Below are 25,153 nucleotides of genomic sequence, written 5' to 3' on the forward strand. Positions count from 1 at the left end.
CGCGGGTCACGCCCGGGGGCACGGTAACGACGTTAGCCCTCGAAGTAAAAGGTCGCACCGGGTTGAGTCGCGTCCCGAACGAGCTAATCGAGCCGCGCCGCCAGCCCTTCCCGCACGGCGGGCCATTCCGCGGCGACGACCGAGTACACCGCGGTGTCGCGCAGGGTGCCGTCCTTCCGGATCCGGTGTGCCCGCAGGATGCCTTCGTGCCGCGCCCCGAGCCGCTCGATCGCGCGGCGGGACCGCTCGTTGCGGGAGTCGGTGTGCCAGGTGACGCGGTTCGCGGAGAGGTCCTCGAAAGCCCTGCGCAGCAACAGAAGCTTGGCCTCGGTGTTGAGCGGGGTGCGCTGCCAGGGGGTGCCGATCCAGGTGTGCCCGATGGCGAGGCCGCGGTGCTTGCGGTCCAGCTCGTAGTAGGACGTGGTGCCGGCGACCTTGCCGGTGGCGGCGTCGATCTGGGCCCAGCTGATCCGGTCGGGCGCGGCCAGGATCTCGTCCACCATCCGCCGGGTGTCCGCGGGCTCCGGTGGCCGGTGCAGGCTCAGCCAGGTCCAGATGTCCGGGTCGCGGCCGGCCTCGTGCAGGCCGTCGGCGTGCTCGGGGCCGAGCGGTTCGAGGTGGACGTGCTTGCCGTGCAGGCTGGGGCGGTGGTCCCATTCGTCGGTCATGCGCTCACGCTAAGTCGCCAGGTGGACTTCTAAGAGGGCCAATTCTGAGCTAATCGGACAGGCCACTCGTCGTCTTCGCAGGTGCTCTTATGCTCGCCGGAGCAGACACCGCCCCTCGGTGTCGCGGCAGGGAGGACGGCTGATGGCGGCGGAGCGTGCAGAGCTCACCTGGGAGTTGTTCGGCACGGCCGGCCGGGAACTGGCGGAGGAGATCGACGGCGACGGTTTCGAGCCGGACCTGATCCTCTCCATCGCCCGCGGCGGGCTGTTCGTCGCGGGGGTGCTCGGCTACGCGCTCGACGTGAAGAACCTGCACGTGATGAACGTGGAGTTCTACACCGGGGTGGACCAGCGGCTCGACCTGCCGGTGATGCTGCCGCCGGTGCCCAACGCGGTGGACCTGACCGGGGCGAAGGTGCTGGTCGCCGACGACGTCGCGGACACCGGCGCCACCCTGAAGCTGGTGCGCGACTTCTGCGCCGACCACGTGGCCGAGGTGCGGTGCGCGGTGATCTACGAGAAGCCGCGGTCCGTGGTCTCCTGCGAGTACGTCTGGCGCCGCACCGACCGGTGGATCAACTTCCCGTGGTCGGACCGGCCGCCGGTGACCAAGCGGGCCGGACAGGTGTTGGACGCGTGAACAGCACCGATCCGCTCAAGCCCCTGCTCGACCTCGATGGCGTCGCGGCCGCGGTGAAGTCCGCGCAGGACGCGGTTTTCGCGGTGCACCGCCATCCGGCGAACCTGCGGGGCGGCTCGGCCACTGCGGCCGAGGCCTCGGTGCGCGCGGCACGGGCCTCGGCCGGCATCGACGGTGCCGATCCGGAGATCCCGGAGGACGCCGCGGTGACCGACCCGGTGCTGGCCGGCTCGCTCCGGGTGGCCGAGGCGCTGGAAGGCCTGCTGCCCACTTGGCGCCGGGCCCCGCTCCAGGCACTGGCCAAGATGCACGTGCTGGCCGCGGCCGACCTCGTCGCCGACCCCGCGGCGCTGGGCAGGCCGCGGGCCGGGGACGGGATCGCGGAACGGTTGGAGCTGCTGGCCCAGCTGGTCACCGGGGCGACCTCGGTGCCGGGCCCGGTGCTCACCGCGGTGGTGCACGGCGAACTGCTGACGCTGCGGCCGTTCGGCAGCGCGGACGGGGTGATGGCCCGCGCCGCGGCCAGGCTGGCCATGGTCGCCGGCGGCCTCGACCCGAAGGCGCTGACCGTGCCGGAAGTGGCCTGCTTCCGCCGGATGCGGCGCTACGGCGAGGCGCTGGCCGGCTTCGCCAGCGGCGAGCCGGACGGGGTGCGCGGCTGGCTGCTGTTCTGCTGCGAGGCCTTCGAAACCGGGGCGAAGGAGGCGCGCGGTATCGCCGAAGCGGCCGGCTGAGGTCAGCTCTCCCGGCGCGCGGTGACCATGCCGCCCAAGGCCATCACGTCGTTCAGCCCGCCTTCGAGCGGACGCCGGTAGCGGTCCGCGGCATCGGAGACCGCCTCGGTGGTCACCGTCCAGCCCGCCCAGCGCAGCCATTCGGCGCAGTCCCGGCGCGGTTCGGTCTCCCACAGCGAACCGACGTCCACCCCGAAACTCGCCGACGCCGAGCGGAACATCGGGTGCTCCAGCACGGCCTTGGTCAGCCGGCTGTTCGCGACCTCGACGGCGATCCAGCTGCCGGGCGCGGAAAGCTTGTGCACCAAGGAGAAGAGGTCCTCTTCGGCCTGCGCGGGCAGATAGGGCAGCAGGCCCTCGGCCAGCCAGGCGGTCGGCCGGTCCGGGTCGAAACCGGCCGCGGCGAGCGCGCCGGCCCAGTCGTCGCGCAGATCGGTGGGCACCGGGTGCCACTGGCAGCGCGGTTCGGCGGCGAGCCCGGCCAGCACGTCCTGTTTGAACTCCAGCACCTTCGGCTGGTCCACTTCGTACAGATCGCAGTCCGACGGCCAGTCCAGCCGATACGCGCGGGCGTCCAGCCCGGCGGCGAGCAGCACGACCTGGTCCACTCCGGACTCGGTCGCGGCGGCGAAGTAGTCGTCGAAGAACCGCGACCGCAGCCCCATGTACTGGGCGCACTGGCCCCACACCGCTTCTTCGCCGTCACCCGGTCGCAGCGGCAGCGGGACCGGTGGTTTCGCAGCCCGCACGAACTCCTCCGCGAACGGGTCCCGGACCAGCGGGTCCGGCCGGTGCGTCTCCACCGCGCGGGCGGCGGCGACGCCGAGCGCGGTCAGGCCGACGCTGGAGGTGATGTCCCATTGCTCGAGTTTTCCGGTCATGGTGCCTCCACGAAGTAGGCGCATTACTTAGCATGCCTAACCTACTGTGGCACTGCGCAGCGATTCGCGCACACACCGTGGCCGTAATGCCGGAATTTCTGCCACTGTGATAACCGTCTCAACCTCCGGTGGTCCAAGGTGGACCACCGGAGGTGCGGTACTCAGCTCGCCTTGACCCGCAGTGAGTCCAGGGTGTTCCGGACGTGCCCGCCGTTGGCCGCCAGCGCGTCCGCCGCGTCCCGGGTGTCCACTCCGGACAGTAGGTGCACCAGCGCCACCTTGAGCTCACCGTCCGATTCGGCCAGTGCGTCCGAGCAGTCCTGCGCGCTCATCCCGGTCGCCTCGCGCAGGATGCGCAGGGTCCGCCCGCGCAGCTTCGCGTTGGTCGCCCGCATGCTGACCATCAGGTTCGAGTACGTCCGGCCCAGCTTGATCATCGTCGCGGTGGAGAACGCGGTGAGGATGATCTTCTGCGCGGTGCCCGCCTTCATCCTGGTCGAGCCGGCGATCGCCTCCGGGCCGGTGTTCACCGCGATCAGCACGTCCACCCCGGCGGGCTGGACCGCGCCCGGATTGCCGGAGACCAACCCGGTCCTGGCGCCCCGGCGGGCGGCCGCCTCCAGCGCGCCCAGCACGTACGGGGTGCGGCCGGACGCGGTCAGCCCGAGCACGAAGTCACCCGGTTCGATGCACGCGTTCATCTCGGCCGCGCCCGCTTTGGCGTCGTCCTCGGCGTTCTCCACGGCCTGGCGCAGCGCGCGCTCGCCACCGGCGTGGTGCGCGACGAACCAGTCCGCCGGCACGTTGAAGGTGGGCACCAGCTCGGCTGCGTCCAGGGTGGCCAGCCTGCCCGAGGTGCCCGCGCCCACGTAGTGCACGCGACGGCTGTTGCGCAGCGCTTCGGTGGCGTAGTCCACCGCAACCGCGACCTGGGGCAGTACCGCGCGCACCGCGTCCGGCACCCGGCGGTCTTCCGCGTTCAGCACGCCGAGGATGCCGACGGTGGACATCAGGTCGATGTCCGTCGTACGGGGGTTTCGCTGTTCGGTCGGGGAGTCGACGTGCACCACCTGGCGCGGCACGGTCATCATGCGCCTCACAGTTTCTGTGCTCTTTTCCGAACGCGTGGCTGCGATCGCGTCGAAGGGCTCCCTCATTTGCCGGTCTCCCTCGGGCGCCTTCTGCCGTCCGGCCTGACCCCGAGCCGGTGGGTGCCGACCGCGTCCCTGGTCGCGTCCAGCGCGGAGACCGCGGCGTCCATGTGCCGCTGCGCGACGCCGATGAACAGGCAGTCGATCACGGTGAGCTGGGCGATCCGGCTCGCGGTGGCGCCGGAGCGGAAGGTGGTCTCCCTGGCCGCGGTGGTCAGCACGTGGTCGGCGACCTCGGTGATCGGGGAGCGCGGGAAGTTGGTCAGTGCCACGGTGACCGCGCCGTGTTCGCGGGCCACCCGCAGCGCCTCGACGCTGTCCGTGGTCGCGCCGGTGTGGGAGATGCCGATCGCCACGTCGCCGGGGCTGAGCACGGCCGCCGAGGTGAGCATGATGTGCGTGTCCGACCAGGCGAAGGAGACCCGCCCGATCCGGTGCAGCTTCTGCTGCAGGTCGGCGGCGACGAACGCGCTGGCGCCGACGCCGTAGACGTCCACCCGGCCCGCCGAGGCGACGATCTCGATCACCCGCTGCAGGGTGGGCACGTCCAGCTGGTCGGCGGTCTCTTCGACGGCGCGGGCGTCGGCGAAGCTGACCTTGCCGATCACCGCGGCCAGGTCGTCCTCCGGGCCGATCTCGCCGCCGAGGTTGCGGCTGGACCGGGCCTCGGTCCTGGCGGTGTCCGCGGCCAGCGCGATGCGCAGCTGCGGGTAGCCGCCGACGCCGACCGCCTTGCAGAACCTGGTCACGGTGGTCTCGCTGGTGTTCGCGGCCAGTGCCACCTCGGTGATGCTGCGGCGGGCGACCGAGGACGGGTCGTCGAGGACGACCTTCGCGACCCGCTGTTCAGCACGGGCCAGGCCTGGCAGCAGGGAGCGGATCCGCACCAGCGGACTGGGGTCGATCTCGCGCACCGGCGCCGTGGCGACGTCGGTGCGTACCGGTCCGATCCCGGCAGCAGTGTCCGTGATCGTGGGAAAGTTACTAACCGTTGGCATTTGAGACAAGGTTACCCACATCCTTCGGGGAGAACGCAACCCGGCCGAGCTCATCCGGCCCGGTGCTGCGGTCAAGCAGTTGCCCTGAAAGTCGCTAACCAGGTCGAAGTCGTTAACGTTCACTTGTTAACGACTTGGCAACTTAGTGTCGTCCTCGAAGCGGCGAAACGTGGATTCACCTGGGAATCGGTCGCCAGCCGGTCGCGGTGAGTGACGATGGGTCCCGTTCGCCGTCCAGGACAACCCGACCGTGTTCGAGTACCCGGAGGCCGTCGAGTAAAACGCCGCGGCCGGTGTAGGACTTGTCCGTGCTGTAGCGCCAGCGGAGTATTACCTGGTCAGCGGCGGGGACGGTGGCTCGCACGTGCCACCAGGAGCGATGCCCGTGCCCGGATAGCGAAGGCGTTTCACCTTCGGTCGCGCCGCGCCCGAAAGCCCGCACGGGGACCGGCTGCCAGGTGCTGCCGTCGTTACTCCATTCGAGGAAAAGTCGGTCCGTTACCTCGGTGTCCAAGAAAGCTTCGTAACGGATATCGAGCGGCCCGCCCCCGGTCGCCAGCGGACGGCTGGTCAGGGTGGCCGTGCCGAGATTGCCGATCTCGGAGAACCAGGCGTCCCGGCCACGGGACGGCGGCACCGCCAGCGACCTGGCCAGCGCGGTGGCCCACGCCTCCCGCGCCGGGTTGATCGAACCCCAGTTCCGGCTCGGGTGCACCCGGTTGGTCAGCAGGATCGCGATCGACCTCGACTCCGGGTCGATCACCAGCGTGGTGCCGGTGTACCCGGTGTGCCCCGCGGTCGATGGCGAGGCCAGCCCGCCCATGTAGAACATCCGGTCCAGCTCGAAGCCGAGGCCTTGCGCTTCGCCGAAGGCCTGGTTGTGGTTGGTCAGCATGGTGCGCACGGTGGACTCGCGCAGGATCCGGTGCCCGGCGTAGCTGCCGCCGCCCAGCACCGCCTGGCCGAGGATCGCCAGGTCACCGGCGGTGGAGAAGACGCCGGCGTGGCCGGAGACCCCGCCGAGCGACCAGGCGTTCTCGTCGTGCACCTGCCCGCGCACCATGCTGCGCGGTGGGTTCGCCTGGAACTCCGTCGCCGCGACCCGGTCCAGCTTGGCGGTCGGCGGGTTGTAGCCGGTGTCGGTCATGCCCAGCGGCGCGGTGATCCGGTCGCGGACCACGGCGTCCAGGGTGGCCCCGGTGACCTTCTCGACCAGGAAGCCGAGTGTCATCAGGTTGATGTCGGAGTACAGGTAGGTGCTGCCGGGCGGGTTCTTGAGCGGGCTGTCCAGTACGGCCTTGCGGCGCGACGGGATGTCCGGGTAACCGGCCCACAGCGACGGCGTCGGGTCCGCGTCGAAGCCCGAAGTGTGCGTGAGCAGCTGTTCCACCGTGATCGACTCTTTGCCGTGCACGCCGAACTCCGGCAGGTAACGCACCACCGGCGCGGCCAGCTCCAGCTGCCCGCGTTCGACCAGTTGCAGCACCGCGATCGAGGTGAACAGCTTGGAGATCGAGGCCAGGTCGAAGATGGTGTCGGTGCGCATCGGCAGCTGCTGGTCGACGGGCAGCTCGGTTCCCGCGCCGTCGGCGTAGCGGACCGCGCCACCGGTGGCGAAGCGGTCGACGACCACACCGTCGTGGGCGAGCAGGCCGACCGCGCCGGAGAAGAGCGGGTGACCGGACCCGTCCGGTCGGGTTTTTTCCGTCAGGAACCGTTCCGCGTCGGCGATTCGTGCCGGGTCCAGCCCGACGTCGGCTGGCTGTCCGTCGCGCAGCACCGTGTGCGGCGATGCGAACCCGTGCCGTGGCCGGTCGAACCGCCCGGTGGAGGCTCCGGCCTGGTCGGAGGTGGCGATCGCGCTCGCTCCCGTGGTGGTCAGCGCGGTGGCCGCGACGACCACCGCGACCACGATCTTGCCAGCACGCATGTCAGCCTCACCGGTAGCTCAGGTACTGCCTTCGCCTGGAGTCGAACTGCTCGAGCTCGGCGCGCCAGGAGCCGAGGATCTCGTCCACCCCGGCGCCCGCGTCGACCATCGTTCGGAGCCGGTCGGAGCCGGCCAGTTTGTCGATGAAGTTGTCCGGGCGCCAGCCGAACCGGTCCGGGTGCAGCCGTTTCGCGGTGACCAGCATGGCGACCGCGGTCCGGATCGCGTCGAACCTGGCCGGCTGGGTGAGCACCAGCTGCACCCCGCCGCAGGTCTCGCCGACGAACTTGCCGAAGGTGGGCACGAAGTAGTTCTCGCGGAACTCCACCCCCGGCAGCGCCAGCTCGCCGAGCGCTTCCCGCCACCGCCAGTCCAGCCCCGGCGCGCCGATGGTCTCGAACGGGCGGGTGGTGCCGCGGCCTTCGGAGAACACGGTGCCCTCGAACAGGCCGGTGCCCGGGTACACCAGCGCGGTGTCCGGGGTGGGCATGTTCGGGCTCGGCGGGGTCCAGGTCAGCCCGGTGTCCGCGAACAGCCGGTCACGCCGCCAGCCGCGCATCCCGACCACGTCGAGCTGGGCGAGCCGGACGCCTTCGCCGGGCAGGAACTCCCCGGCGAAGAACCTGGCCAGCTCGCCGACCGTCATCCCGTGCTGCTGGACGATCGGCTTGCGGCCGACCCCGGAGGCGTACGCGGGATCCAGCATCGGGCCGAAAGCCTTGCCGCCCAACGGGTTCGGCCGGTCGAGCAGGACGAACGGCGCACCGGTCCTCGCCGCCGCCACCATCGCCGTGTACAGCGACCAGATGTAGGTGTAGAAGCGGGCGCCCACGTCGGCGATGTCGAAGACGATGGTGTCCACCCCGGCCTTGGTGAACATCCCGGCCAGCTTGGTGGCGTCCGCGCCGTACGCGTCGTACACCGGGATGCCGGTGCGCGGATCGGTGTAGTCGCCTTCGGACCCGCCGGCCTGCGCGCTGCCGCGGAAACCGTGCTCCGGACCGAACGCGGCCACCGGCCGTACCCCGGCGGCGACCATCGAGTCCACGATGTGCTCCAGCCCGGCCAGCACCCCGGTCGGGTTGGACAGCACGCCGACCTTGCGTCCGGCCAGCGGCTGCCAGTGCTGGGCGGCCAGGATGTCCGCGCCGGTGAGCACCCGGCCGGTGCTCTCGTCCGCGACCGCGGGCAGCCCGGAACCGGCCGCCAGCAGCGGGGTGGCCAGTGCGCCCGCGGCGAGGAACCGGCGCCGGTTGAGGCTCACCAGGTCAGGCCGTGGCCGAAGGGGAACAGCACCTTGTCCGGGTCGGCGCCGGTCGGGATGCTGACCGGCAGCTTGCCCTGCGGCGCGATCTTCCCGTGCAGCACCTTGGCCAGCGACGCCATCGTCACCTCGCGCCAGTCGTAGGTGGCCACCCAGGTCGGCACGTCCGCGAAGCCGGGGTCGTACGGCTCCTGCACGGTCACCGCGACCACCGGCTTTCCGGTGTCCTGCAAGGCTTTCACCAGGTTCTGCTGGTTGGTGGCGGTGCGCAGCCCGTTGGTCAGCACGACCACCGTGTCCGCGTTCTTCGCCGCTTCGACCGCCTTCGCCACCTGTGCCGCGTCCGGGCTGGTGCCGGTGGACAACGCGGTCGCGTCCGGGCCGAGCTGCCTGGCCAGCGCGGTGACCGGTTCGGCGGGGTAGCCGGGGTAGTCCGGCCGATTCCAGCCGGTGACCAGCACCTTGCCCGGCTTCAGCGGCAGCAGACCGGCGTCGTTGCGCAGCAGGGTGGTGGTGCGGTCGGTGAGCCGCTGGACCTGCTCGAGGTTCTTGCGGGTGCCCACCTTCTGGTCCACCAGCCGCTCGTTGACCAGCGGCTTGGCCACGATGCCGCGGTTGAACTTCAGCTTCAGGATGCGCCGCACGCTCTGGTCGATCCGCTCCTCGCTGATCCGCCCGCTCGCCACCGCGTCCCGCACGCCCTTGATCGCCACGTTCAGGTCCGGCGGCATCAGCATCTGGTCCACCCCGGCCTCGATCGCGAGCACCGGGATCTCCTCGTCGGAGTGCAGCTCGCGCACGCCCTGCATCTGCAGCGAGTCGGTGACCACCACGCCGTCGTAGCCCAGCTCGTCGCGCAGCAGCCCGGTCATGATCGGCTTGGACAGGGTGGCCGGGTTGCCGGACGGGTCGAGGCTGGGCACGGTGATGTGCGCCGTCATGATCGAGTCGATGCCGGCGTCGATGGCCGCCTTGAACGGCGGCATGTCGATCCGGCGCCACTCCTCCGCGGTGCGCTTGATCTCCGGCAGCCCGTTGTGGCTGTCCGTCGCCGCGTCGCCGTGCCCGGGGAAGTGCTTAGCGGAGGAGGAGACCGCGTCCACCGGCGAGCCGGCGCGCTGGTAGCCCGCGATCTCCGCGGTGACCATCTTGCCGGCCAGCGCGGGGTCGGCGGAGAAGGAGCGCGAGCCGATCACCGGGTTCAGCGGGTTGGAGTTGATGTCCGCGTCCGGCGCGAAGTTCTGGTTGATGCCCATCGCGCGCAGCTCGTGGCCGTTGATGGTGGCCAGCCTCTTCGCGTCCTCGGTGCTGCGCCCGGCGCCGATCGCCATGCTGCTGGGGTACTCGGTCGCCGGGGCGCCGATCCTGGTGACCCGGCCGCCCTCCTGGTCGATCGAGACGATCAGCGGCAGCCGGGTGCCGGAGTCGAGCGCGGCCCGCTGCAGCCCGTTGGAGAACCTGGCCAGCTGGGCCGGATTCTCCACGTTGTCCGTACCGGGGTTGTTGAAGTAGATGACCCCGCCGACCTGGTACCGCTGGACCACCTCGGCCGGGGTGCCGACGCCGTACTTCTTCTGGTTGCTCTCGTTGACCTCGTCCGCCGCCTTGCCGAAGACGTCGGCCACGAACAGCTGCCCGATCTTCTGGTCCAGGGTCATGCCCTGCAGCGCCTGCCTGCCGAACGCATCCGCTTCGGCGTCCGCCTCCTGCTGCTGCCGCGCGGCCGCGGTCTGCGACTGCTGGTTCAACGCGGACGCCGGGCTGGCGCCCGCGACCCCGGTGATGGCGAGCAGACCGGCGCAGGACGCGGCGAGCACATGGATCCCCCGTTGGCGGGCACGGTTGTGCGCATGTCGGACGGTCACGGCAGCCTCCCTGTTCTCCTCGCGCGGTGCCGTTCGGGCACGACACGAAACAAGCCGGGCTGACACGGAAATCTTCTCACCGAATCCCCCGGCACCGGGAAGCTACTTTCCGAACCCCGGCAGGTCAACGACCCACTGTGCCGTTCGGAGTACTCAGCGCGATCTTTCTCGGTGAACCAAACTTTTCCCAACTCCCTCGGCGCGTCGCGCCGGGCCGCCGGGAGGCAGAAATAATCCGGCGGGGCGTCCCGTGAAGGGCGCCCCGCCGGATCGCGCGAACTGTCGGGTTACCAAGCGTGCAACTCCAGTCGTACCTACCTGGACTCGGCGTCCGGCGTCCCGGTACGCAGTCCCTAGACGACAAGCCTCCCGCGGCGTGCTGTGCGTGGGTGCCCGGAGTCCGCGCACGGAGATCTCTCGGGGTGGACCAGGCTTCTCTTCTGCCTACTCCCTGGCCGACAAGATGTCCGCACTCACTTTCTACCCAGTGATGGCCGTCACTACAAGAGCGCAGACGGGTGCACCGGTACAGAGGCTCGATTTAGTGACGCGGGCACCCTGCGCGACGGCGGGATCGAGGTCTTCGCTGGCAGAAGCCGCCGTGTGGGTGGCCGGATCACGGCTCACCCGCACACCGCGTGCGTCAGCCACCCTCCTTGCCCTTGCGGTTCCGGTTCCGCCGGCTCACGCCGTACCAGGTGGCGCCGGCCGCGACGGCGCTGACGCCGACCCCGACCGCCATCACGGTCGCCGAAGGGGTCGGGATCCGGTGCCGCAGGGACACCGGGCTGTTGAAGGTGAGCACCGGCCAGCCGCGTTCCACGGCGACCTTGCGCAGCGCCCGGTCCGGGTTCACCGCGTGCGGGTGGCCGACGGCCTCCAGCAGCGGCAGGTCCGTGCTGGAGTCGGTGTAGGCGTGGCAGGCGGCGAGGTCGTACCCGTGCTCGGCGGCGAGCCGCTTGGCCGCGAGCGCCTTCTCCTCGCCGTAGCAATAGAAATCGACCTTCCCGGAGTAGCGGCCGCCGATCACCTCCATCCGGCTGGCCACGCTCATCGTCGCGCCGACCATCTCCGCGATCGGCGTGGCCAGTTCGTCCCCGGTGGCGGAGAGCACGATGACGTCGTGCCCGTCGTTCTTGTGCCCGGTGATCAACGCGGCGGCCTCCGCGTAGACGAGCGGGTCGACCACGTCGTGCAGGGTCTCGTGCACGATCGCGCGGACCTGCGCGACATCCCAGCCGGTGCACAGCGCGGAGATCTGCGCGCGCATCCGCTCCGTCTTGGCCGCGTCCGCACCGGCCAGCGCGAACGCGAGCTGCGCGTAGGCGGTCTTGAGCGCCGCGCGGCGGCTGATCAGGCCCTGCCGCAGCAGCGGGCGGCTGAAGGCCATCGCGCTGGACGAAGCGATGATCGTCTTGTCGAGATCGAAGAACGCCGCGATCGCGGGCCCTGGCGTGTCGGCGGTGCTGGTCGCTGTGCTCGTCCGCGAGCTACTGGGGTCGGCCACGTAACCAGGATAGGAGGACCGTGCCGGGGCAGGCCGTTGGCAGACCACAAACGTCGCCGTGTGGTGCGAAAATGAACGACTAGAGCGGGAAATCGATTGCCCGGTACCCGTTATCGAATTGTGCGTGGCGTTTTTTGCCCCATCGCGTGCTTTTCCGAGTTACAGTTGGCTCAACCGGTGATACACCGGGCCGGTTCAGTCCGACCCCCCGGGGCTGAACCCCTGGCGACCCCCGTCCCTCCCCCCTGGCGGGGGTCGCCTCATATCCAGGGCTTTCCGCCCGCTCAAGCGGTATCTGCGGCTTTGGCTCACGCGCGTGCGCGAATTATGCCGGACCCGCCGACAATTTCGCCGGTTAAACGCCGTACAAGAGCCGAGTTGTGCACAGCACCCCGGTTATCCACAGTCCGGCCGCCGCTCTCTTGTGCCGGTCGCGGCCGCGGCGCGACGGTTGTGGGCAGTCCGGCATCGCGGTGACGCCGGTCGTGAACCCACTCGAACCGGGGGACTTGCCATGACTCGGAAGCGTCCGCTCGTGGTCGCCAGCGACGAGGTCGTGCTCGACGAAATCCTGCGGCTGGCCACGGTGGCCGGCTGCGACACCGAACGCGCGCCGGACCTGGTGTCCGCGCGGCGGCACTGGATGGCCGCGCCGCTGGTGCTGCTCGACGAAGACGCGGTAGGTGAGAACGAGCCGTCGTCGCCCCGGCGGCAAGGAGTGCTGCTGGTGTGCAAGGGCGAGCCGCGTGAGGACACCTGGCGGCGGGCCTTCGCCGCGGGCGTCGAACGCGTTGTGTCCCTTCCGGACGGTGAAGCCGGTCTGCTCGCGGAGCTCGCCGAGGTGGCCGAAGGTCCTGGTGCCGAAGGCGGCTGCGTGCTCGGCGTGATCGGCGGCCGCGGTGGTGCCGGCGCTTCCGTGCTGGCGGTGAGCGTCGGGTTGCGTGCCGCGCGCACCGGTGGCGCCCTGCTGGTGGACTGCGACCCGCTCGGCGGTGGCGTGGACATGGTGCTCGGTACCGAGCGGGACGAGGCGCCGCGGTGGTCGACCCTGTGCGTGGAGGCGGGCCGGGTTTCGGTTCCGGCCCTGCACGCGGCACTGCCGCAGCGGCGCCACGGCGCGGTGAAGCTGTCCTACATCTCCTGCGACCGCACCGGTGACGGGCCCACCGGCCCCGCGGTGGCCGCCGTGGTGGACGCCGGACGGCGCGCGGGCAACGTGGTGGTCTGCGATCTGCCCCGTCAGCTCGGCGCGGCGGCTTCGGCCGTGGCGGAACGCGCGGACCTGGTGGTCCTCGTCGTACCGGCCGAGGTCAGGGCCGCGGTGGCGGCGAAATGCGTGCTGGACAGGCTGGCCCAGCGCACCGGCAAGGTGCGCCTGGTGGTCCGCGGCCCGGCACCGGGCGGGCTGATGCCCGACCAGGTGGCCAGTTCCGTCGGCCTGCCGCTGCTCACCTCGATGGCGCCGGAGCGGGCCGTGCCCAGGATGTTGGAACGCGGCGAGTTCAGCCCCCGGCCGCGCGGTGCGCTGGACACCGCGGCCGGTTCGGTGCTGGCCGCGTTGCGGGCCGAGGCCGGATCGGTCGTGCCGCGGTGAGTGCCGAACTGCTCGACCGGGTCCGGCGCAGGCTGGCCGGCAGTGGTTTGCCCGCCGACCCGCGGGCCGTCGCCGAAGCGGTGCGCGCTGAGGCGGGTGGCCTGCTCGGCCCGGCGGACATGTTGGACACCCTTCGCGTCTTGCGGCACGAGCTCGTCGGCGCGGGACCGCTGGAGCCGTTGCTCGCCGAACCGGGCGTCACCGATGTGCTGGTCACCGGGCCGGACGAGGTCTGGGTGGATGGCACCGCCGGCCTGCGCCGGACCGAGGTGCGGTTTCCCGGTGACGACGCGGTCCGCAAACTCGCCCAGCGGCTGGCGCTCGCGGCCGGGCGGCGGCTCGATGACGCACAGCCCTATGTGGACGGATGGCTGCCGGGAGCCGGGCCGCACGGCCGGATCCGGCTGCACGCGGTGCTGCCGCCGATCGCGGCCGACGGCACCTGTGTCTCGCTGCGGGTGCTCCGCCCAGCCGTGCACGATCTCCAGACCCTGTGCGCGCTCGGCACTTTCGACGGCGACGGCGCGGAGCTGATCCGCTCGGTGGTGGCGGCCCGGCTCGCCTTCCTGGTCACCGGGTGCACCGGCGCGGGCAAGAGCACCCTGCTGGCGGCGATGCTCGGCATCGTCCCGGCCGGCGAGCGCATCGTCTGCGTGGAAGACGCCGGCGAACTCCAGCCGGCGCACCCGCAGTTCGTCCGGCTGGTCGCGCGTCCGCCCAATGTGGAGGGTGCGGGCGCGGTCACCCTGCGCGATCTCGTCCGGCAGGCGCTGCGGATGCGGCCCGACCGGCTGGTGGTCGGGGAGGTGCGCGGCCGCGAGGTCTGCGAGCTGCTCACCGCGCTGAACACCGGGCACGACGGCGGCGCCTGCACCCTGCACGCGAACTCGCCGTCGGAGGTTCCGGCGCGGCTGGAGGCGCTGGCCGCACTGGGCGGGCTGTCCAGTGCGGCCCTGCACAGCCAGCTTGCCGCCGCCGTGCAGGTGGTGCTGCACATGCGTCGTGCCGCGGCGGGCCGCCGGCGGCTGGCCGAGGTGGGCGTGGTGACTCCGAGCGCGGCCGGGGTGGTGGTGCGTCCGGTTTGGACGGCGGGCCGGTGGACAGAGCATCGCGCGCTGCTCGACGGACTGCTCGGGCGGCGGTTGCCATGATCGCCACCGTTTTCGCCGCCGTGGCACTGCTGAGCTGGCCGGATCCGGACCCGGCCGGACGGCTGCACGCCTTGTCGGTGGCCGCGGTCCGGCGCACCCGGACGAGGATCGGGCCGGTCCGGCTCCGATACTGGCTGCTCCTGCTCGCCGTAGTCCCCGTTGCGGTATTGGCCGGGCTGCCCGGCGTGCTGGGCTTCGGCCTGCTCGCCATGGCATGGGTCCGCCAGGCCCGGCGGCGCGACCTCGATGCGGCGGCCGTCTCCTCGGCGCGGTCGCTGGCCGAAGCGCTGCGGGTGATGGTCGCCGAGCTGCGGGCCGGCGCGCCTCCAGCCGTCGCGGCCGAATCCGCCGCGGCGGACGCGCCAGCGGCGATCGCGGCCGCGATGCGCGAGGTGGCCTCCTCCGCGCGGCTCGGTGGAGAGCTCGGTGTCGAACCCGGCCCGGTGCTCGACCAGCTGGCCAGGGCCTGGTCGCTGACCCAGCGGCACGGCCTGCCGATGGCAGAGGTGCTGGACGCGGTCCGTCGGGACCTGGTCGCCGCCGTCCGGCTCACGGCCAGGACGAGGGCGGCCATGGCCGGTCCCCGGTCCAGCGCGGTGGTGCTGGCCCTGCTGCCCGCACTCGGGCTGCTGCTGGGCGAGGCGATGGGCGCCATGCCGTTCCGGGTGCTGACCGGCACCGCGCCGGGCCAGGTCCTGCTGGTGCTCGGTTGTGCGCTGGTCTGCGCCGGAATGACCTGGAGCGCCCGGATCGCCGCGGGTCAGGTCGTGCTGCGATGAGTAGTGGTCCGTTGCCGGCGCTGCTGCTGCTTGCCGGGTCCCTGCTGGTGCTACCGCGGTGGCAGGCCGCGAGCGCGCGGCTGGGCGGCGTCGGCCCGGTCCGGCGGAGCGAGCGGCGACGGCGGCTGCCCCGTTCGCCCGCGGGCTGGCTGGCGGTCAGCGTGGCGGCGATCTGCTTCGCCCTGTTCGGCTGGCCCGCCGGGGCGCTCGCCGCGGTGCCCGCCGGTGGGGTGAGCTGGCTGCTGGTGACCAGGCTGTCGCGCCGTGCCGGCGCGGCCACCGCGGTCGATGCCCGGCGGCTGGCCACCACCTGGGATCTGCTCGCCGCCTGTCTCCGGTCGGGGCTGCCGGTGCCGGTGGCGATCCGGGTGGTCGCCGACGGTGCACCCACCGGCGCGGCCGCGGCGCTGCACTCGACCGCCGGGCTGTTGGCACTCGGCGCCGACCCGGCCGAGGCGTGGGCGCCCGCGCGAGCCTGCGCGGACACCGCCGGACTCGCGGCCGCCGCCCGCCGCACCGCCCGCTCGGGCGCCGCACTGGCCGACGCCTGCGCGGAACGAGCCGAAGAGGTCCGGGCCTCGCTGACCGACCAGATCGAAGCCAGGGCGCAACGTGCGGGCGTGCTGGTCGCCGCCCCGCTGGGGCTGTGCTTCCTGCCCGCCTTCCTCTGCCTCGGCGTACTGCCGGTGGTGCTCGGCCTGGCCGGCAGGCTCACCGTTCTGCCCTAGCAACCGTCCACAATAGACATAATTGGAAGGAAACGGCATGACCTCGCGACGAGCACTCCGGCGGCTGGCTGCACTGACCACCGGTGATGACGGGATGAGCACCACCGAATACGCGATCGGCACCATCGCGGCGGCGGCCTTCGCGGCCGTGCTCTACACCGTGGTGACCGGCAACTCGGTGGGCGAGCTGCTCGACTCACTGATCCGCAACGCGCTCTCGGTGAGCTTCTGATGGGCCGCCACCCCGTGTCGGCCGAGCGCGGTGCGGTCACCGTGGAAGCCGCGATCGCGCTGACCGCGATGGTCCTCGTCTTCGGGGCGATACTCGGCGGGGTGGCGGCGGTGACCGGGCAGCTCCGGTGCGTGGACGCCGCGCGCGAGGCGGCCCGCATGGTCGCCAGGGGCCAGCCGGGGCTGGCCGCACAGGTGGTCGCCGAGATAGCCCCGCACGGGGCGCGGCTCGACGTGCGGCAGGAGGGAGAAACGGTCACCGTGCGGGTACTCGCCGATCGGGCAGGCATCGGCCTCGAGGCCAATGCCTACGCGATGCTCGAGCCCGGGGTAGGGGCCAGCGGTGCGCCGCCGTAGCCGCCCGGGGGACGCCGGGATGGCGACGGTGTGGGCCGCCGGCGCGATCGTGGCCCTGCTGGTGGTCGGTGCCCTGCTGTACGCGCTCGGTGCGGCGGTGCTGGTCAGGCACCGGGCGACCGGTGCCGCCGACCTCGCCGCACTGGCCGCGGCGGGTGGCGTGACCGCCGGTGAGGCGGCCGCCTGCGCCAGGGCGCGCTGGGTGACCGACCGGATGGCGGTCCGGCTGCTGACCTGCCGTTTCGACCAGGTGGACGCACTGGTCGAGGTGGAGGCGGCGCTACCAGGCCTGCTCGCCGGGTTCACCGGGCCGGTCGCGCGGGCCAGGGCCGGTCCGGCGGCGCACGGCTGAACGGCCGAGGTGCGGCGAGCGGCACCGGTCGCCCGGTAGGTCCGGTCGTCGCGGCGCGAGCAGCGGTCGGTGCCATACGGCGAGCGGTCGGCGCCGGTCCTGCCGCGAGGCGGCACAATAGGGCAGAAAGCGTTGCCCCGCAAGGGAAATTGGGGCGAACCTGGAGGCGCCAGCCGTTCGCCCTGCTGACCGCCCCGGCGGACCGGTGATCGACGAAGGGCGTTCTGCCGGGCGATGTGTCCAGGTTCACTCGTCGTGCCGGAACCACCGGTTGTCGCGCGGGCACTTCCGGCAGTTTGCAACTTGCCGTTTATTTGAATCAGACGACGCCGTGCGACGGCGGAGTGAGCGGAGAGAGCCAAGAGAGGCAGAAAGAACGATGTTGGACACGGACTGGTCGGACAGCTGGCGCGGAGCTTTCCGCATCGAGCTTCGCGCGGAGGCCATCGGCCTCGCTTCCCGCGGGTGGCCGGTGCTTCCGGGCACCTATCCGGCGCTGGACACGGCCGAGCAGGGCGGCGACAACACCGCCTGGTTCGGGCCGGTGCCCGCACAGGAGAACTGGCGTGAGCTGCTCGGTGCGCACCCGCATCAGGTGGCCTCGTGGTGGACCGGCACGCCGTGGAGCCTGCTCGTGGCCACCGGCACCGTGCTGGATGCGGTCGAGGTGGACGACCACCTCGGCAAGCAGGCCGCCCGTCTGCTGCGGCTGACCGGCCAGCCCGCGCCGATCGTGGCGATGCCGAACGGCCGCTGGTTGTTCCTGACCACGGTCGCCGACCGGGTGCCGGCCGTGCTGGCCGAGCACCAGTCGGTCCGCTGGCACGGTGCGGACAGCTGGGTGCCGCTGCCACCCACCCCGTTCCAGCACGGTGTCGTGCACTGGCGGGTCAAGCCCGAGGTCTGGGGCTGGCAGCTGCCGGAGGCACACGTGGTGCACGACGTGCTGGCCCGTGCGCTCGAGAACGCCGCCGACGCGGTTCAGCCCTTCGCCGCCGTGGAACCCTCCGCGGCCTGATCACCAACGACGACCCCGTGGCCATGCCGGCCGCCGTGCTCACACACAGCCCTCAGCACGGTATCCAGTACGGCCACCGCCCCCGCCTTGTCCAGTGGTTCGTTGCCGTTCCCGCATTTCGGTGACTGGACGCAGGACGGGCATCCCGCCGGGCACTCGCAGGAGATGATCGCCTCCCGCGTAGCGGCCAGCCATGGGACCAACGCGGCAAAGCCGCGGTCGGCGAATCCCGCACCCCCGGGATGGCCATCGTGCACGAACACCGTCGCCTCCCCGGTGTCTCCGTGCAAAGCGGTGGAAACGCCCCCGATGTCCCATCGGTCGCACGTAGCGAACAGCGGTAGCAGGCCGATCGCCGCGTGCTCGGCGGCATGCAGGGCACCGGGGATGCGCGCCGGATCGAGTCCGGCGCCCCCCGGTGCCCTGTTTTCCCCGGTCCCCACCGAATTCCCGGTCAGCAGGTCGTCGGCGACGGTGTACCAGACGGCTCTGGTGCGCAGCTCGTTCTCGGGCAGATCCAACGGGATCTGGTCGAGGATCTGGCCGGACGGCAGCCTGCGCAGATAGCCGACCACCTGCGACGTCACCGACACCTCGCCGAGGCAGACCCGCACCCCGCCGTAGTCGAGGCGCTGCTGGGTGTTCAGCACCGTGATGTCCACCAGCTCGCGCGGAGACGTGTTCCATTCCGGGTCCTCCGCGTGCACCAGCGCCAGGCCGGACTCGAAGTCGAGCTCGTCCACCACGTAGGACGAGCCCTGGTGCAGGTACACCGCGCCGGGATGCACGGTGGTGCAGGCCGAACCGGGGTCCACCGTGCCGAGCATCCGGGAGGTTTCCGCCTCCACCACGGCGAACTGCTCGCCGCCGGAGCCGCGGATGTCCACCTGGTGCTGCGGCCGGTCCCGCGAAGTCCAGTACCAGCCGCTCTGCCGACGGCGCAACACCTTGTCCGCGACCAGCCCGTCCAGCACCTCCCTGGCCGCGGCGCCGCCGAAGGTCTCCAGCTCGCCGGTGGTCAGCGGCAGCTCGGCCGCGGCGCAGGCCAGCTGGGGCGCGAGCACATAAGGGTTCGTCGGGTCGAGCACGGCCGTCTCCACCGGGCGGTCCAGGATCGCCGCCGGATGGTGCACCAGATAGGTGTCCAGCGGATCGTCGCGGGCCACGAACACCACCAGTGCGCTGTCGCCGGACCGCCCGGCGCGGCCGGCCTGCTGCCAGAACGAGGCCAGGGTGCCGGGATAGCCGGCCAGCACCACCGCGTCCAGCCCCGCGATGTCCACGCCCAGTTCGAGCGCGTTCGTGGTGGCCACCCCGAGCAGCCTGCCCGCCAGCAGCGCCCGCTCCAGCGCCCGGCGCTCCTCCGGCAGGAAGCCAGCCCGGTAGGCCGCCACCTGCTCGGCCAGCGAACCGTCCACTTCGGACAGGATGCGGCGGGCGGCGAGCGCGGTCAGCTCGGCGCCGCGCCGGGAGCGCACGAAAGCCAGCGAGCGGGCGCCCTCGATGACCAACTCGGCCAGGATCCGCGCGGTCTCGGCGCCGGCGGAGCGGCGCACCGGGGCGCCGTTCTCCCCGGACAGGTCGTCCAGCAGCGGCGGCTCCCACAACGCCACCGTCCTGGCGCCGCGCGGCGAGCCGTCCGCCGTCACCGGCGTGACCTGAACCCCGGTCAGCCTGGTGGCGAACTCGGCGGGATCGGCCGTGGTCGCGGAAGCCAGCACGAAGACCGGGGATGAGCCGTAGTGCCGCGCCACCCGTTGCAGCCGGCGCAACAGCAGTGCCACATGCGAGCCGAACACCCCGCGGTAGCTGTGGCACTCGTCGATGACCACATAGGACAGGCGGCGGAAGAACCTGGCCCACCGGGAGTGCGCGGACAGGATGCCGCGGTGCAGCATGTCCGGGTTGGTGAACACCCACCTGGCGTGCGTGCGCACCCAGTCCCGCTCGGCCAGCGGGGTGTCCCCGTCGTAGCCGGCCGGGCGCACCCCGGCGGCGTCCAAAGAGGACACCGAGCGGAGCTGGTCCGCGCCGAGCGCCTTGGTCGGCGAGAGGTACAGCGCACAGGCCCGCTCGTCGGCGGCCAGGGTGGAGAGCACCGGCAGCTGGTAGCACAGCGACTTGCCGGACGCGGTGCCGGTGGAGACCACCACGTGCCGTCCCTGGTAGGCCAGCGACGCCGCCTCGATCTGGTGCGCCCACGGCCGCTCGACCCCGGCACCGCGCAGCGCGTCCACCACCGGGACCGCCGCCCACTCCGGCCAGCCGGCGAACCGGGCCTGCCTGGCCGGCTGCTCGGTCACGTGGGTGACCGGGTTCGCCGACTCCGGGATGCCGGCGGTCACCCGGCGCAGTAGCCGCCGGGCCCGGTCGCTCTCTGCGGCACCTTCCACTCGCCGAGCTTCGCACAGGGCACCGACAGAGCGGCCAGACCCTGTTTGATCCCAGGAGAAATCGGTCCAGTGAGCAGACTCACAGCCTGTACGCAGCGTGTTCTCGATGGGACGCCTTGCGGCGTGCTGAAGCAGTACCAATACACTCCGGCAAACCACACCACTTGTGGTGTAGATCCCATGCCAGCGTCGGTACGGCCGGTTCCCCGTCCGTCCGTCGCCGGCTTAAGGCGACGTTTCCAGGAGGACGGATGTCCCGGCAGTTCCTCGCGGAGGGCCTAGAGCTCTCCGGAGGTGACTACACCATCGTGGCTGTAGTCGCCGTGGTCGCCCTTGCCGCACTGGTCGTTGGCTACTTCCTGCTCAAAGAGGTGCTGGCCGCCGGCCAGGGCACCGCCAAGATGCAGGAGATCGCCAAGGCAGTGCAGGAAGGTGCGGCTGCCTACCTCAAGCGGCAACGCAACACCCTCGCCATCTTCGGCGTAGTGGTGTTCGTACTGCTCTTCGCGCTCCCGGCTGAGGACGTGGGCGAACGTATCGGCCGATCGATCTTTTTCCTGGTCGGGGCCGGTTTCTCGTTCACCATCGGCTATCTCGGCATGTGGCTGGCCACGCAGGCGAACCTGCGGGTGGCGGCCGCGTCGAGGGAGGACGGCGGCCGGGAAAAGGCGATGCGGGTGGCGTTCCGCACCGGCGGTGCGGTCGGCATGGCCACCGTGGGCCTCGGCCTGTTCGGTGCCGCGCTGGTCGTGCTGGTGTACGCCGGGCAGGCACCGAAGGTGCTCGAGGGCTTCGGGTTCGGTGCCGCGCTGATCGCCATGTTCATGCGTGTCGGCGGCGGCATCTTCACCAAGGCCGCCGACGTGGGCGCGGACCTGGTCGGCAAGGTCGAGCAGGGCATTCCCGAGGACGACCCGCGCAACGCGGCCACCATCGCCGACAACGTCGGTGACAACGTGGGCGACTGCGCCGGGATGGCGGCGGACCTGTTCGAGTCCTACGCGGTGACCCTGGTCGCCGCGCTGATCCTCGGCAGCGTCGCGTTCGGCGTGGACGGCCTGCTCTTCCCGCTGATCGTGCCCGCCATCGGCGTGATCACCGCGGTGATCGGGGTGTACATCACCAAGGCCAAGGTCGGCGAAAGCGGACTTACCACGATCAACAAGGCGTTCTACATTTCCGCGGTCATTTCCGCGGTGCTGTCCACGATCGCCGCGTTCATCTTCCTGCCCGGCAGCTTCGCCGGCTTCGGTGACGCATTTGCCGCCACGGAAGGCAACCCGGCGGTCATCGCGACCATCTCGGTGATCATCGGCATCGTGCTGGCCGGCATCATCCTCTGGCTGACCGGCTACTACACCGGCACCGAGCACAAGCCGGTCAAGGACGTCGGCAAGACCTCGGAAACCGGTGCCGCCACGGTGATCCTGTCCGGTCTCTCGGTCGGTTTCGAGTCCGCGGTCTACACCGCGATCGTGATCGGTGGCGCGGTGTTCGGCGCCTACCTGATCGGTGGTTCGGTGGCCCTGTTCGCCGTCGCGCTGGCCGGTACCGGCCTGCTCACCACGGTCGGCGTGATCGTCGCGATGGACACCTTCGGCCCGGTTTCGGACAACGCGCAGGGCATCGCGGAGATGTCCGGTGACGTGGACGAGAACGCCGCGCAGATCCTGACCGAGCTGGACGCGGTGGGCAACACCACCAAGGCGATCACCAAGGGCATCGCGATCGCGACCGCAGTACTGGCCGCGACCGCGCTGTTCGGCTCCTACCAGGACTCGATCCGCCAGGCGCTGCAGGACATCGCGGCGGCCGGCGGCAGCATCGCCGAACTGCCGAAGTCCTTCCTGGACACCATCGTCACGCCGAACACCCTGGTCGGTGTGCTGATCGGGGCGGCGGTCGTGTTCCTGTTCTCCGGGCTCGCGATCAACGCGGTGTCCAGGGCGGCGGGCGCGGTGGTCTACGAGGTGCGCCGTCAGTTCCGGGAGATCGCCGGCATCATGGAGGGCACCACCAGGCCGGAGTACGGCCGCGTGGTCGACATCGTCACCCGTGACTCGCTGCGCGAGCTGGCCACCCCCGGCCTGCTCGCGGTGTTCGCGCCGATCGCGGTCGGCTTCGGGCTCGGTACCGGTGCGTTGGCCGGCTACCTCGGCGGCGCGATCGCGACCGGCACCCTGATGGCCGTGTTCCTGGCCAACTCCGGTGGTGCGTGGGACAACGCCAAGAAGCTGGTGGAGGACGGCAACCACGGTGGCAAGGGTTCGGACGCGCACGAAGCGACCATCATCGGTGACACCGTCGGTGACCCGTTCAAGGACACCGCCGGCCCGGCGATCAACCCGCTGATCAAGGTGATGAACCTGGTTTCGCTGCTGATCGCGCCCGCGGTGGTGCAGTTCTCGATCGGCCCGGACGCTTCGGCCGGGGTCCGGATCGCCATCTCGCTGGTCGCGGTGGCGATCATCGTGGCCGCGATCGTGGTGTCCAAGCGCCGCGGTACGGCGATCGCGGACACTCCGAGTGACAGTTCGGCGACGGCGACGGCTTCCTAGCCGCTCCTCGTTTCGCCACGCCGGGCCCGCCACGCGAACCGCGTGGCGGGCCCGTTGTCGTCGGTGCAGGTCCGGCGTGCGGCGCCGGAGTTTTCCCGCGCCGCACGCCGGACCTGGCGGCTTCGCGAGTTGCGTTCAGTTTTGTGATCGGTACCGTCGGAGCGGCTGTGCCCACGTTGCCTGGAGGTGTTGGTCTTGCGGCCGGGGAAGACCGTTTTCATGGCGCTGGCCGCGCTGTGCCTCTGCCTCACCGGTTGTGGCCGCTCCGCGCCGGTGTCGCCGGCCGGTGAGCCGGAAGGGCCGGGCATCACCCAGGGCGAGGCCGCACAGCAGGACGAGGCGATGCGCTGGGCGGACGGCTACTGCTCGTCGGTGAGCGGGCTGGTGGACACCCTGGCCACCATGCCGGTGGTGGATCCGAGCAGCCAGCAGCGGGCCTTCCAGACCTCCGGCGAGCTGCTCGGCGCGATGGTCAGCGGGCTGGACCGCACGCTGAGCGGGCTCGGCGGGCTGCCGCCGTCGCCGGTGGCCGGCGCGGACAAGGTACGGGCCGACGCGCTCGGTTCGTTCACCGCGATCCGGGACCGCACCGCGGCCGCCAAGCAGCGGCTGGAAGCGGCACAGGGCGATCCGGCGGCGGGCCGGGCCGCGCTGAACGAGGCGCAGGCGCCGCTGGCCGATGTCTCGCGGCTGAACCTGCTGGCCGGTTTCGAGACCAGCCCGGAGCTGACCGCGGCGAGCAGCCGGGCACCGGCCTGCCTTCAGCTCAGCACGCAGGGGCCGTCGGCGAGCCTGACCCCGCCGCCGACCTCCGGACGCTGACTCGGCGCTTTCCGCTGCCGAAGTCTCGCCAGGAGTCGAACAAGTGTTCTAAGCTGCTCGGGTGGAGCAGATCTCCATCTTTTCGGCGGAGGCGAGCGCGCCCAGCGTCGCCGACCTCGCCGGGGTGCTGTGCGGCCAGGGACAGCTGGCCGCTTTCGGGCGCACCGCGGCCAGGTTGTCGGTGGTGGTCGACGAGCCGTGGCGGGCCGGGCTGCTGGCCGCGGAATGCACGCTGCGCGGGGCGGCCGCGCAGGTGGCAAGGTCGGACTTCGGGCAGCCGCTGGTGCGCACCGCGTTCCGCAAGGACCTGCTCGGCATGGCCACGGCCTGGCAGCCGGGTGCGGTCAAGGAGGTGCCACCGAAGTTCCGGCTGACCGGTGCGGCGCTGCGGATGTGGGCGCTGACCGGCGGGCGGTGGATCGACGGCGGTTATCTGCTCTCGTTGGACGAGCACGCGCCGGAGACCCATCCGGCGCTGGCCGAGGCGATCCGCGCGCTGGGCGTGGCGGGCGCCCGGCTCACCGGGCCGGGCATCAAGGTGGCCGGGCGACGGCGGCTGGCGGTGCTGGCCGAGCTGATCGGCAGGGCGCCGCCGGGGGCCGAGCCCGCCTGGCCGGTGTCCGTGCCGGCCAGGCGGGCGAGCTGAGCCGCTAGGGCTTGGGCAGCTTGCAGTCCGGCTGGTTCAGGTCGATCTCGCCGCGCGGGGCGAGGCAGCCGTGGAACAGGTAGGTCTGCTGGCCGTAGTTGGTCCCGTGGCGGACCGTCACGTTGCCGTTCTCGTCCACCTCGCACGGGTTGTTGTCCGTGCAGCGCTCACCGCTCTCGTTGCCGGTGTTGTTCACGCCGACGACCTTGCCCGAGGCGCGGTCCACGATCGGCGAGCCGGAGGTGCCGCCGATGGTCTTGCACTCCGGGGTGTAGCGGATGGAGTCCTTCCAGGTCCAGCTCCCCTCGCGCAGCTGGTACGGGAAGCCGTCGATCGAGCAGGAGTAGATGCGCTTCCAGTAGCCCGAGATGACGTCGATCGCGGACCCGGCGGTGGGATGCGCGTCGGACAGCTCCAGCGCCTTGATGCCGTAGCTCTGGTCGATCTGGGCGTAGCTGGTGCTCAGCTGGTAGAGCGAAGCGTCGGTGTCGGTCATCGTGGCGTAGATGATCTTCGTCGCCCTCAGCTGCCCGACGGTGGACTGACCGTCCGTGGAGAGCAGGGAGAAACTCCTGGTGGACGGCTGGTTCACGATCACTTCGCCCGGTCCGGGGAAGCCGGATTCCAGGCAGTGCCCGTTGGACAGCACCAGCGCCGGATCGGTGTCCGCGGCGCCGACCGGCTTGACGACGGAGCCGGAACAGTTGGACAGTGCGACGATGCCGTGGAAGTCCGGGGCCAGGATGGTGGCGGTGCTGGCACCGGCGGCGGCCGGTACGGCGGTCGCCATTCCGATGGCGGTCAGTATTGTCATGGCAGCGGTCAGTAGGCGCCGGCGCATGGTTGATCCTTCCGGTCGAGGGCTGTAGTTAGTCAACAGCCCACC

Annotated in this window: 23 protein-coding genes; 13 read left to right on the forward strand and 10 right to left on the reverse strand. The window is 71.3% G+C overall.

Going from position 1 to position 25,153, the window contains the following annotated elements:
- Positions 1-83 precede the first annotated feature (83 nt).
- Complete coding sequence (locus AMYNI_RS0119360; RefSeq protein ID WP_020669693.1) at positions 84-668, reverse strand: GNAT family N-acetyltransferase; 585 nt, start codon at positions 666-668, stop codon at positions 84-86.
- Between the two features lie 142 nt (positions 669-810).
- On the opposite strand from AMYNI_RS0119360, the gene AMYNI_RS0119365 reads away from it, so the two are divergent.
- Positions 811-1,308, forward strand: coding sequence for a phosphoribosyltransferase (locus AMYNI_RS0119365; protein WP_020669694.1), 498 nt, complete (start codon positions 811-813; stop codon positions 1,306-1,308).
- A complete protein-coding gene (locus tag AMYNI_RS0119370; RefSeq protein ID WP_020669695.1) occupies positions 1,305-2,042 on the forward strand; it encodes a Fic family protein in 738 nt (245 codons plus the stop codon). Before AMYNI_RS0119365 ends, AMYNI_RS0119370 begins: the two co-directional genes overlap by 4 nt.
- Before the next feature lie 2 nt (positions 2,043-2,044).
- Here AMYNI_RS0119370 and AMYNI_RS0119375 read toward each other — a convergent pair whose 3' ends face one another.
- From AMYNI_RS0119375 to AMYNI_RS0119405, 7 genes are all read right to left on the reverse strand, one after another.
- Positions 2,045-2,923 carry a class I SAM-dependent methyltransferase gene (locus tag AMYNI_RS0119375; RefSeq protein ID WP_020669696.1) on the reverse strand — a complete coding sequence of 293 codons (879 nt, stop codon included), beginning with the start codon at positions 2,921-2,923 and terminating at the stop codon, positions 2,045-2,047.
- A gap of 161 nt (positions 2,924-3,084) precedes the next feature.
- Complete coding sequence (locus AMYNI_RS0119380; RefSeq protein WP_020669697.1) at positions 3,085-4,014, reverse strand: N-acetylmuramic acid 6-phosphate etherase; 930 nt, start codon at positions 4,012-4,014, stop codon at positions 3,085-3,087.
- Between the two features lie 62 nt (positions 4,015-4,076).
- The gene (locus AMYNI_RS0119385; protein WP_245573951.1) at positions 4,077-5,072 is read right to left on the reverse strand and encodes a MurR/RpiR family transcriptional regulator; all 996 of its coding nucleotides are present in this window, start codon (positions 5,070-5,072) and stop codon (positions 4,077-4,079) included.
- A 175-nt stretch (positions 5,073-5,247) separates the two neighbouring features.
- Positions 5,248-7,002 (reverse strand): serine hydrolase domain-containing protein, encoded by a 1,755-nt coding sequence (locus tag AMYNI_RS0119390; RefSeq protein WP_020669699.1) that lies wholly within the window; start codon positions 7,000-7,002, stop codon positions 5,248-5,250.
- Between the two features lie 7 nt (positions 7,003-7,009).
- The gene (locus tag AMYNI_RS0119395) at positions 7,010-8,266 is read right to left on the reverse strand and encodes an exo-beta-N-acetylmuramidase NamZ family protein (RefSeq protein ID WP_020669700.1); all 1,257 of its coding nucleotides are present in this window, start codon (positions 8,264-8,266) and stop codon (positions 7,010-7,012) included.
- Positions 8,263-10,083 (reverse strand): glycoside hydrolase family 3 protein, encoded by a 1,821-nt coding sequence (locus AMYNI_RS0119400; RefSeq protein WP_020669701.1) that lies wholly within the window; start codon positions 10,081-10,083, stop codon positions 8,263-8,265. Before AMYNI_RS0119400 ends, AMYNI_RS0119395 begins: the two co-directional genes overlap by 4 nt.
- A gap of 691 nt (positions 10,084-10,774) precedes the next feature.
- Complete coding sequence (locus AMYNI_RS0119405) at positions 10,775-11,638, reverse strand: HAD family hydrolase (protein WP_020669702.1); 864 nt, start codon at positions 11,636-11,638, stop codon at positions 10,775-10,777.
- A 514-nt stretch (positions 11,639-12,152) separates the two neighbouring features.
- Between AMYNI_RS0119405 and ssd the strand changes: the two genes are divergently transcribed.
- The 8 genes from ssd to AMYNI_RS0119445 all read left to right on the forward strand — a co-directional run bounded on the left by ssd (position 12,153) and on the right by AMYNI_RS0119445 (position 17,848).
- Positions 12,153-13,232 (forward strand): septum site-determining protein Ssd, encoded by a 1,080-nt coding sequence (gene ssd, locus AMYNI_RS0119410; RefSeq protein ID WP_020669703.1) that lies wholly within the window; start codon positions 12,153-12,155, stop codon positions 13,230-13,232.
- The gene (locus AMYNI_RS0119415; RefSeq protein ID WP_020669704.1) at positions 13,229-14,383 is read left to right on the forward strand and encodes a TadA family conjugal transfer-associated ATPase; all 1,155 of its coding nucleotides are present in this window, start codon (positions 13,229-13,231) and stop codon (positions 14,381-14,383) included. The genes ssd and AMYNI_RS0119415 overlap by 4 nt, the downstream gene beginning before the upstream one ends.
- Positions 14,380-15,162, forward strand: a complete 783-nt coding sequence (locus AMYNI_RS0119420; protein ID WP_020669705.1) for a type II secretion system F family protein — start codon at positions 14,380-14,382, stop codon at positions 15,160-15,162. The genes AMYNI_RS0119415 and AMYNI_RS0119420 overlap by 4 nt, the downstream gene beginning before the upstream one ends.
- On the forward strand, positions 15,159-15,890 hold the full coding sequence (locus tag AMYNI_RS0119425; protein ID WP_084628409.1) for a type II secretion system F family protein: 732 nt from the start codon (positions 15,159-15,161) through the stop codon (positions 15,888-15,890). The genes AMYNI_RS0119420 and AMYNI_RS0119425 overlap by 4 nt, the downstream gene beginning before the upstream one ends.
- Before the next feature lie 37 nt (positions 15,891-15,927).
- Positions 15,928-16,122 carry a DUF4244 domain-containing protein gene (locus AMYNI_RS0119430; RefSeq protein ID WP_020669707.1) on the forward strand — a complete coding sequence of 65 codons (195 nt, stop codon included), beginning with the start codon at positions 15,928-15,930 and terminating at the stop codon, positions 16,120-16,122.
- Positions 16,122-16,478, forward strand: coding sequence for a TadE family protein (locus AMYNI_RS0119435; RefSeq protein WP_020669708.1), 357 nt, complete (start codon positions 16,122-16,124; stop codon positions 16,476-16,478). Before AMYNI_RS0119430 ends, AMYNI_RS0119435 begins: the two co-directional genes overlap by 1 nt.
- Entirely contained in the window at positions 16,465-16,830 is a 366-nt protein-coding gene (locus tag AMYNI_RS0119440; RefSeq protein ID WP_245573954.1) for an Rv3654c family TadE-like protein, read from the forward strand. Before AMYNI_RS0119435 ends, AMYNI_RS0119440 begins: the two co-directional genes overlap by 14 nt.
- A 379-nt stretch (positions 16,831-17,209) precedes the next feature.
- On the forward strand, positions 17,210-17,848 hold the full coding sequence (locus tag AMYNI_RS0119445) for a bifunctional DNA primase/polymerase (RefSeq protein WP_020669710.1): 639 nt from the start codon (positions 17,210-17,212) through the stop codon (positions 17,846-17,848).
- On the opposite strand, the gene AMYNI_RS0119450 is transcribed toward AMYNI_RS0119445, so the two are convergent.
- Positions 17,812-20,241: a DEAD/DEAH box helicase gene (locus AMYNI_RS0119450; protein ID WP_020669711.1), complete on the reverse strand. Its 2,430-nt coding sequence runs from the start codon at positions 20,239-20,241 to the stop codon at positions 17,812-17,814. The genes AMYNI_RS0119445 and AMYNI_RS0119450 overlap by 37 nt on opposite strands.
- Positions 20,242-20,492: 251 nt before the next feature.
- Here AMYNI_RS0119450 and AMYNI_RS0119455 point away from each other — a divergent pair, with 251 nt between their 5' ends.
- The 3 genes from AMYNI_RS0119455 to AMYNI_RS0119465 all read left to right on the forward strand — a co-directional run bounded on the left by AMYNI_RS0119455 (position 20,493) and on the right by AMYNI_RS0119465 (position 24,267).
- Positions 20,493-22,799 carry a sodium-translocating pyrophosphatase gene (locus AMYNI_RS0119455; protein WP_020669712.1) on the forward strand — a complete coding sequence of 769 codons (2,307 nt, stop codon included), beginning with the start codon at positions 20,493-20,495 and terminating at the stop codon, positions 22,797-22,799.
- A 195-nt stretch (positions 22,800-22,994) separates the two neighbouring features.
- Entirely contained in the window at positions 22,995-23,621 is a 627-nt protein-coding gene (locus AMYNI_RS0119460) for a hypothetical protein (RefSeq protein ID WP_425387905.1), read from the forward strand.
- 61 nt (positions 23,622-23,682) lie between these two features.
- Positions 23,683-24,267 carry a hypothetical protein gene (locus AMYNI_RS0119465; protein WP_020669714.1) on the forward strand — a complete coding sequence of 195 codons (585 nt, stop codon included), beginning with the start codon at positions 23,683-23,685 and terminating at the stop codon, positions 24,265-24,267.
- A gap of 4 nt (positions 24,268-24,271) precedes the next feature.
- Here AMYNI_RS0119465 and AMYNI_RS0119470 read toward each other — a convergent pair whose 3' ends face one another.
- The gene (locus AMYNI_RS0119470; RefSeq protein ID WP_026360659.1) at positions 24,272-25,108 is read right to left on the reverse strand and encodes a S1 family peptidase; all 837 of its coding nucleotides are present in this window, start codon (positions 25,106-25,108) and stop codon (positions 24,272-24,274) included.
- Between the last annotated feature and the right edge of the window lie 45 nt (positions 25,109-25,153).

It is taken from the genome of Amycolatopsis nigrescens CSC17Ta-90 (genome assembly GCF_000384315.1).
GTDB classification, from domain to species: domain Bacteria; phylum Actinomycetota; class Actinomycetes; order Mycobacteriales; family Pseudonocardiaceae; genus Amycolatopsis; species Amycolatopsis nigrescens.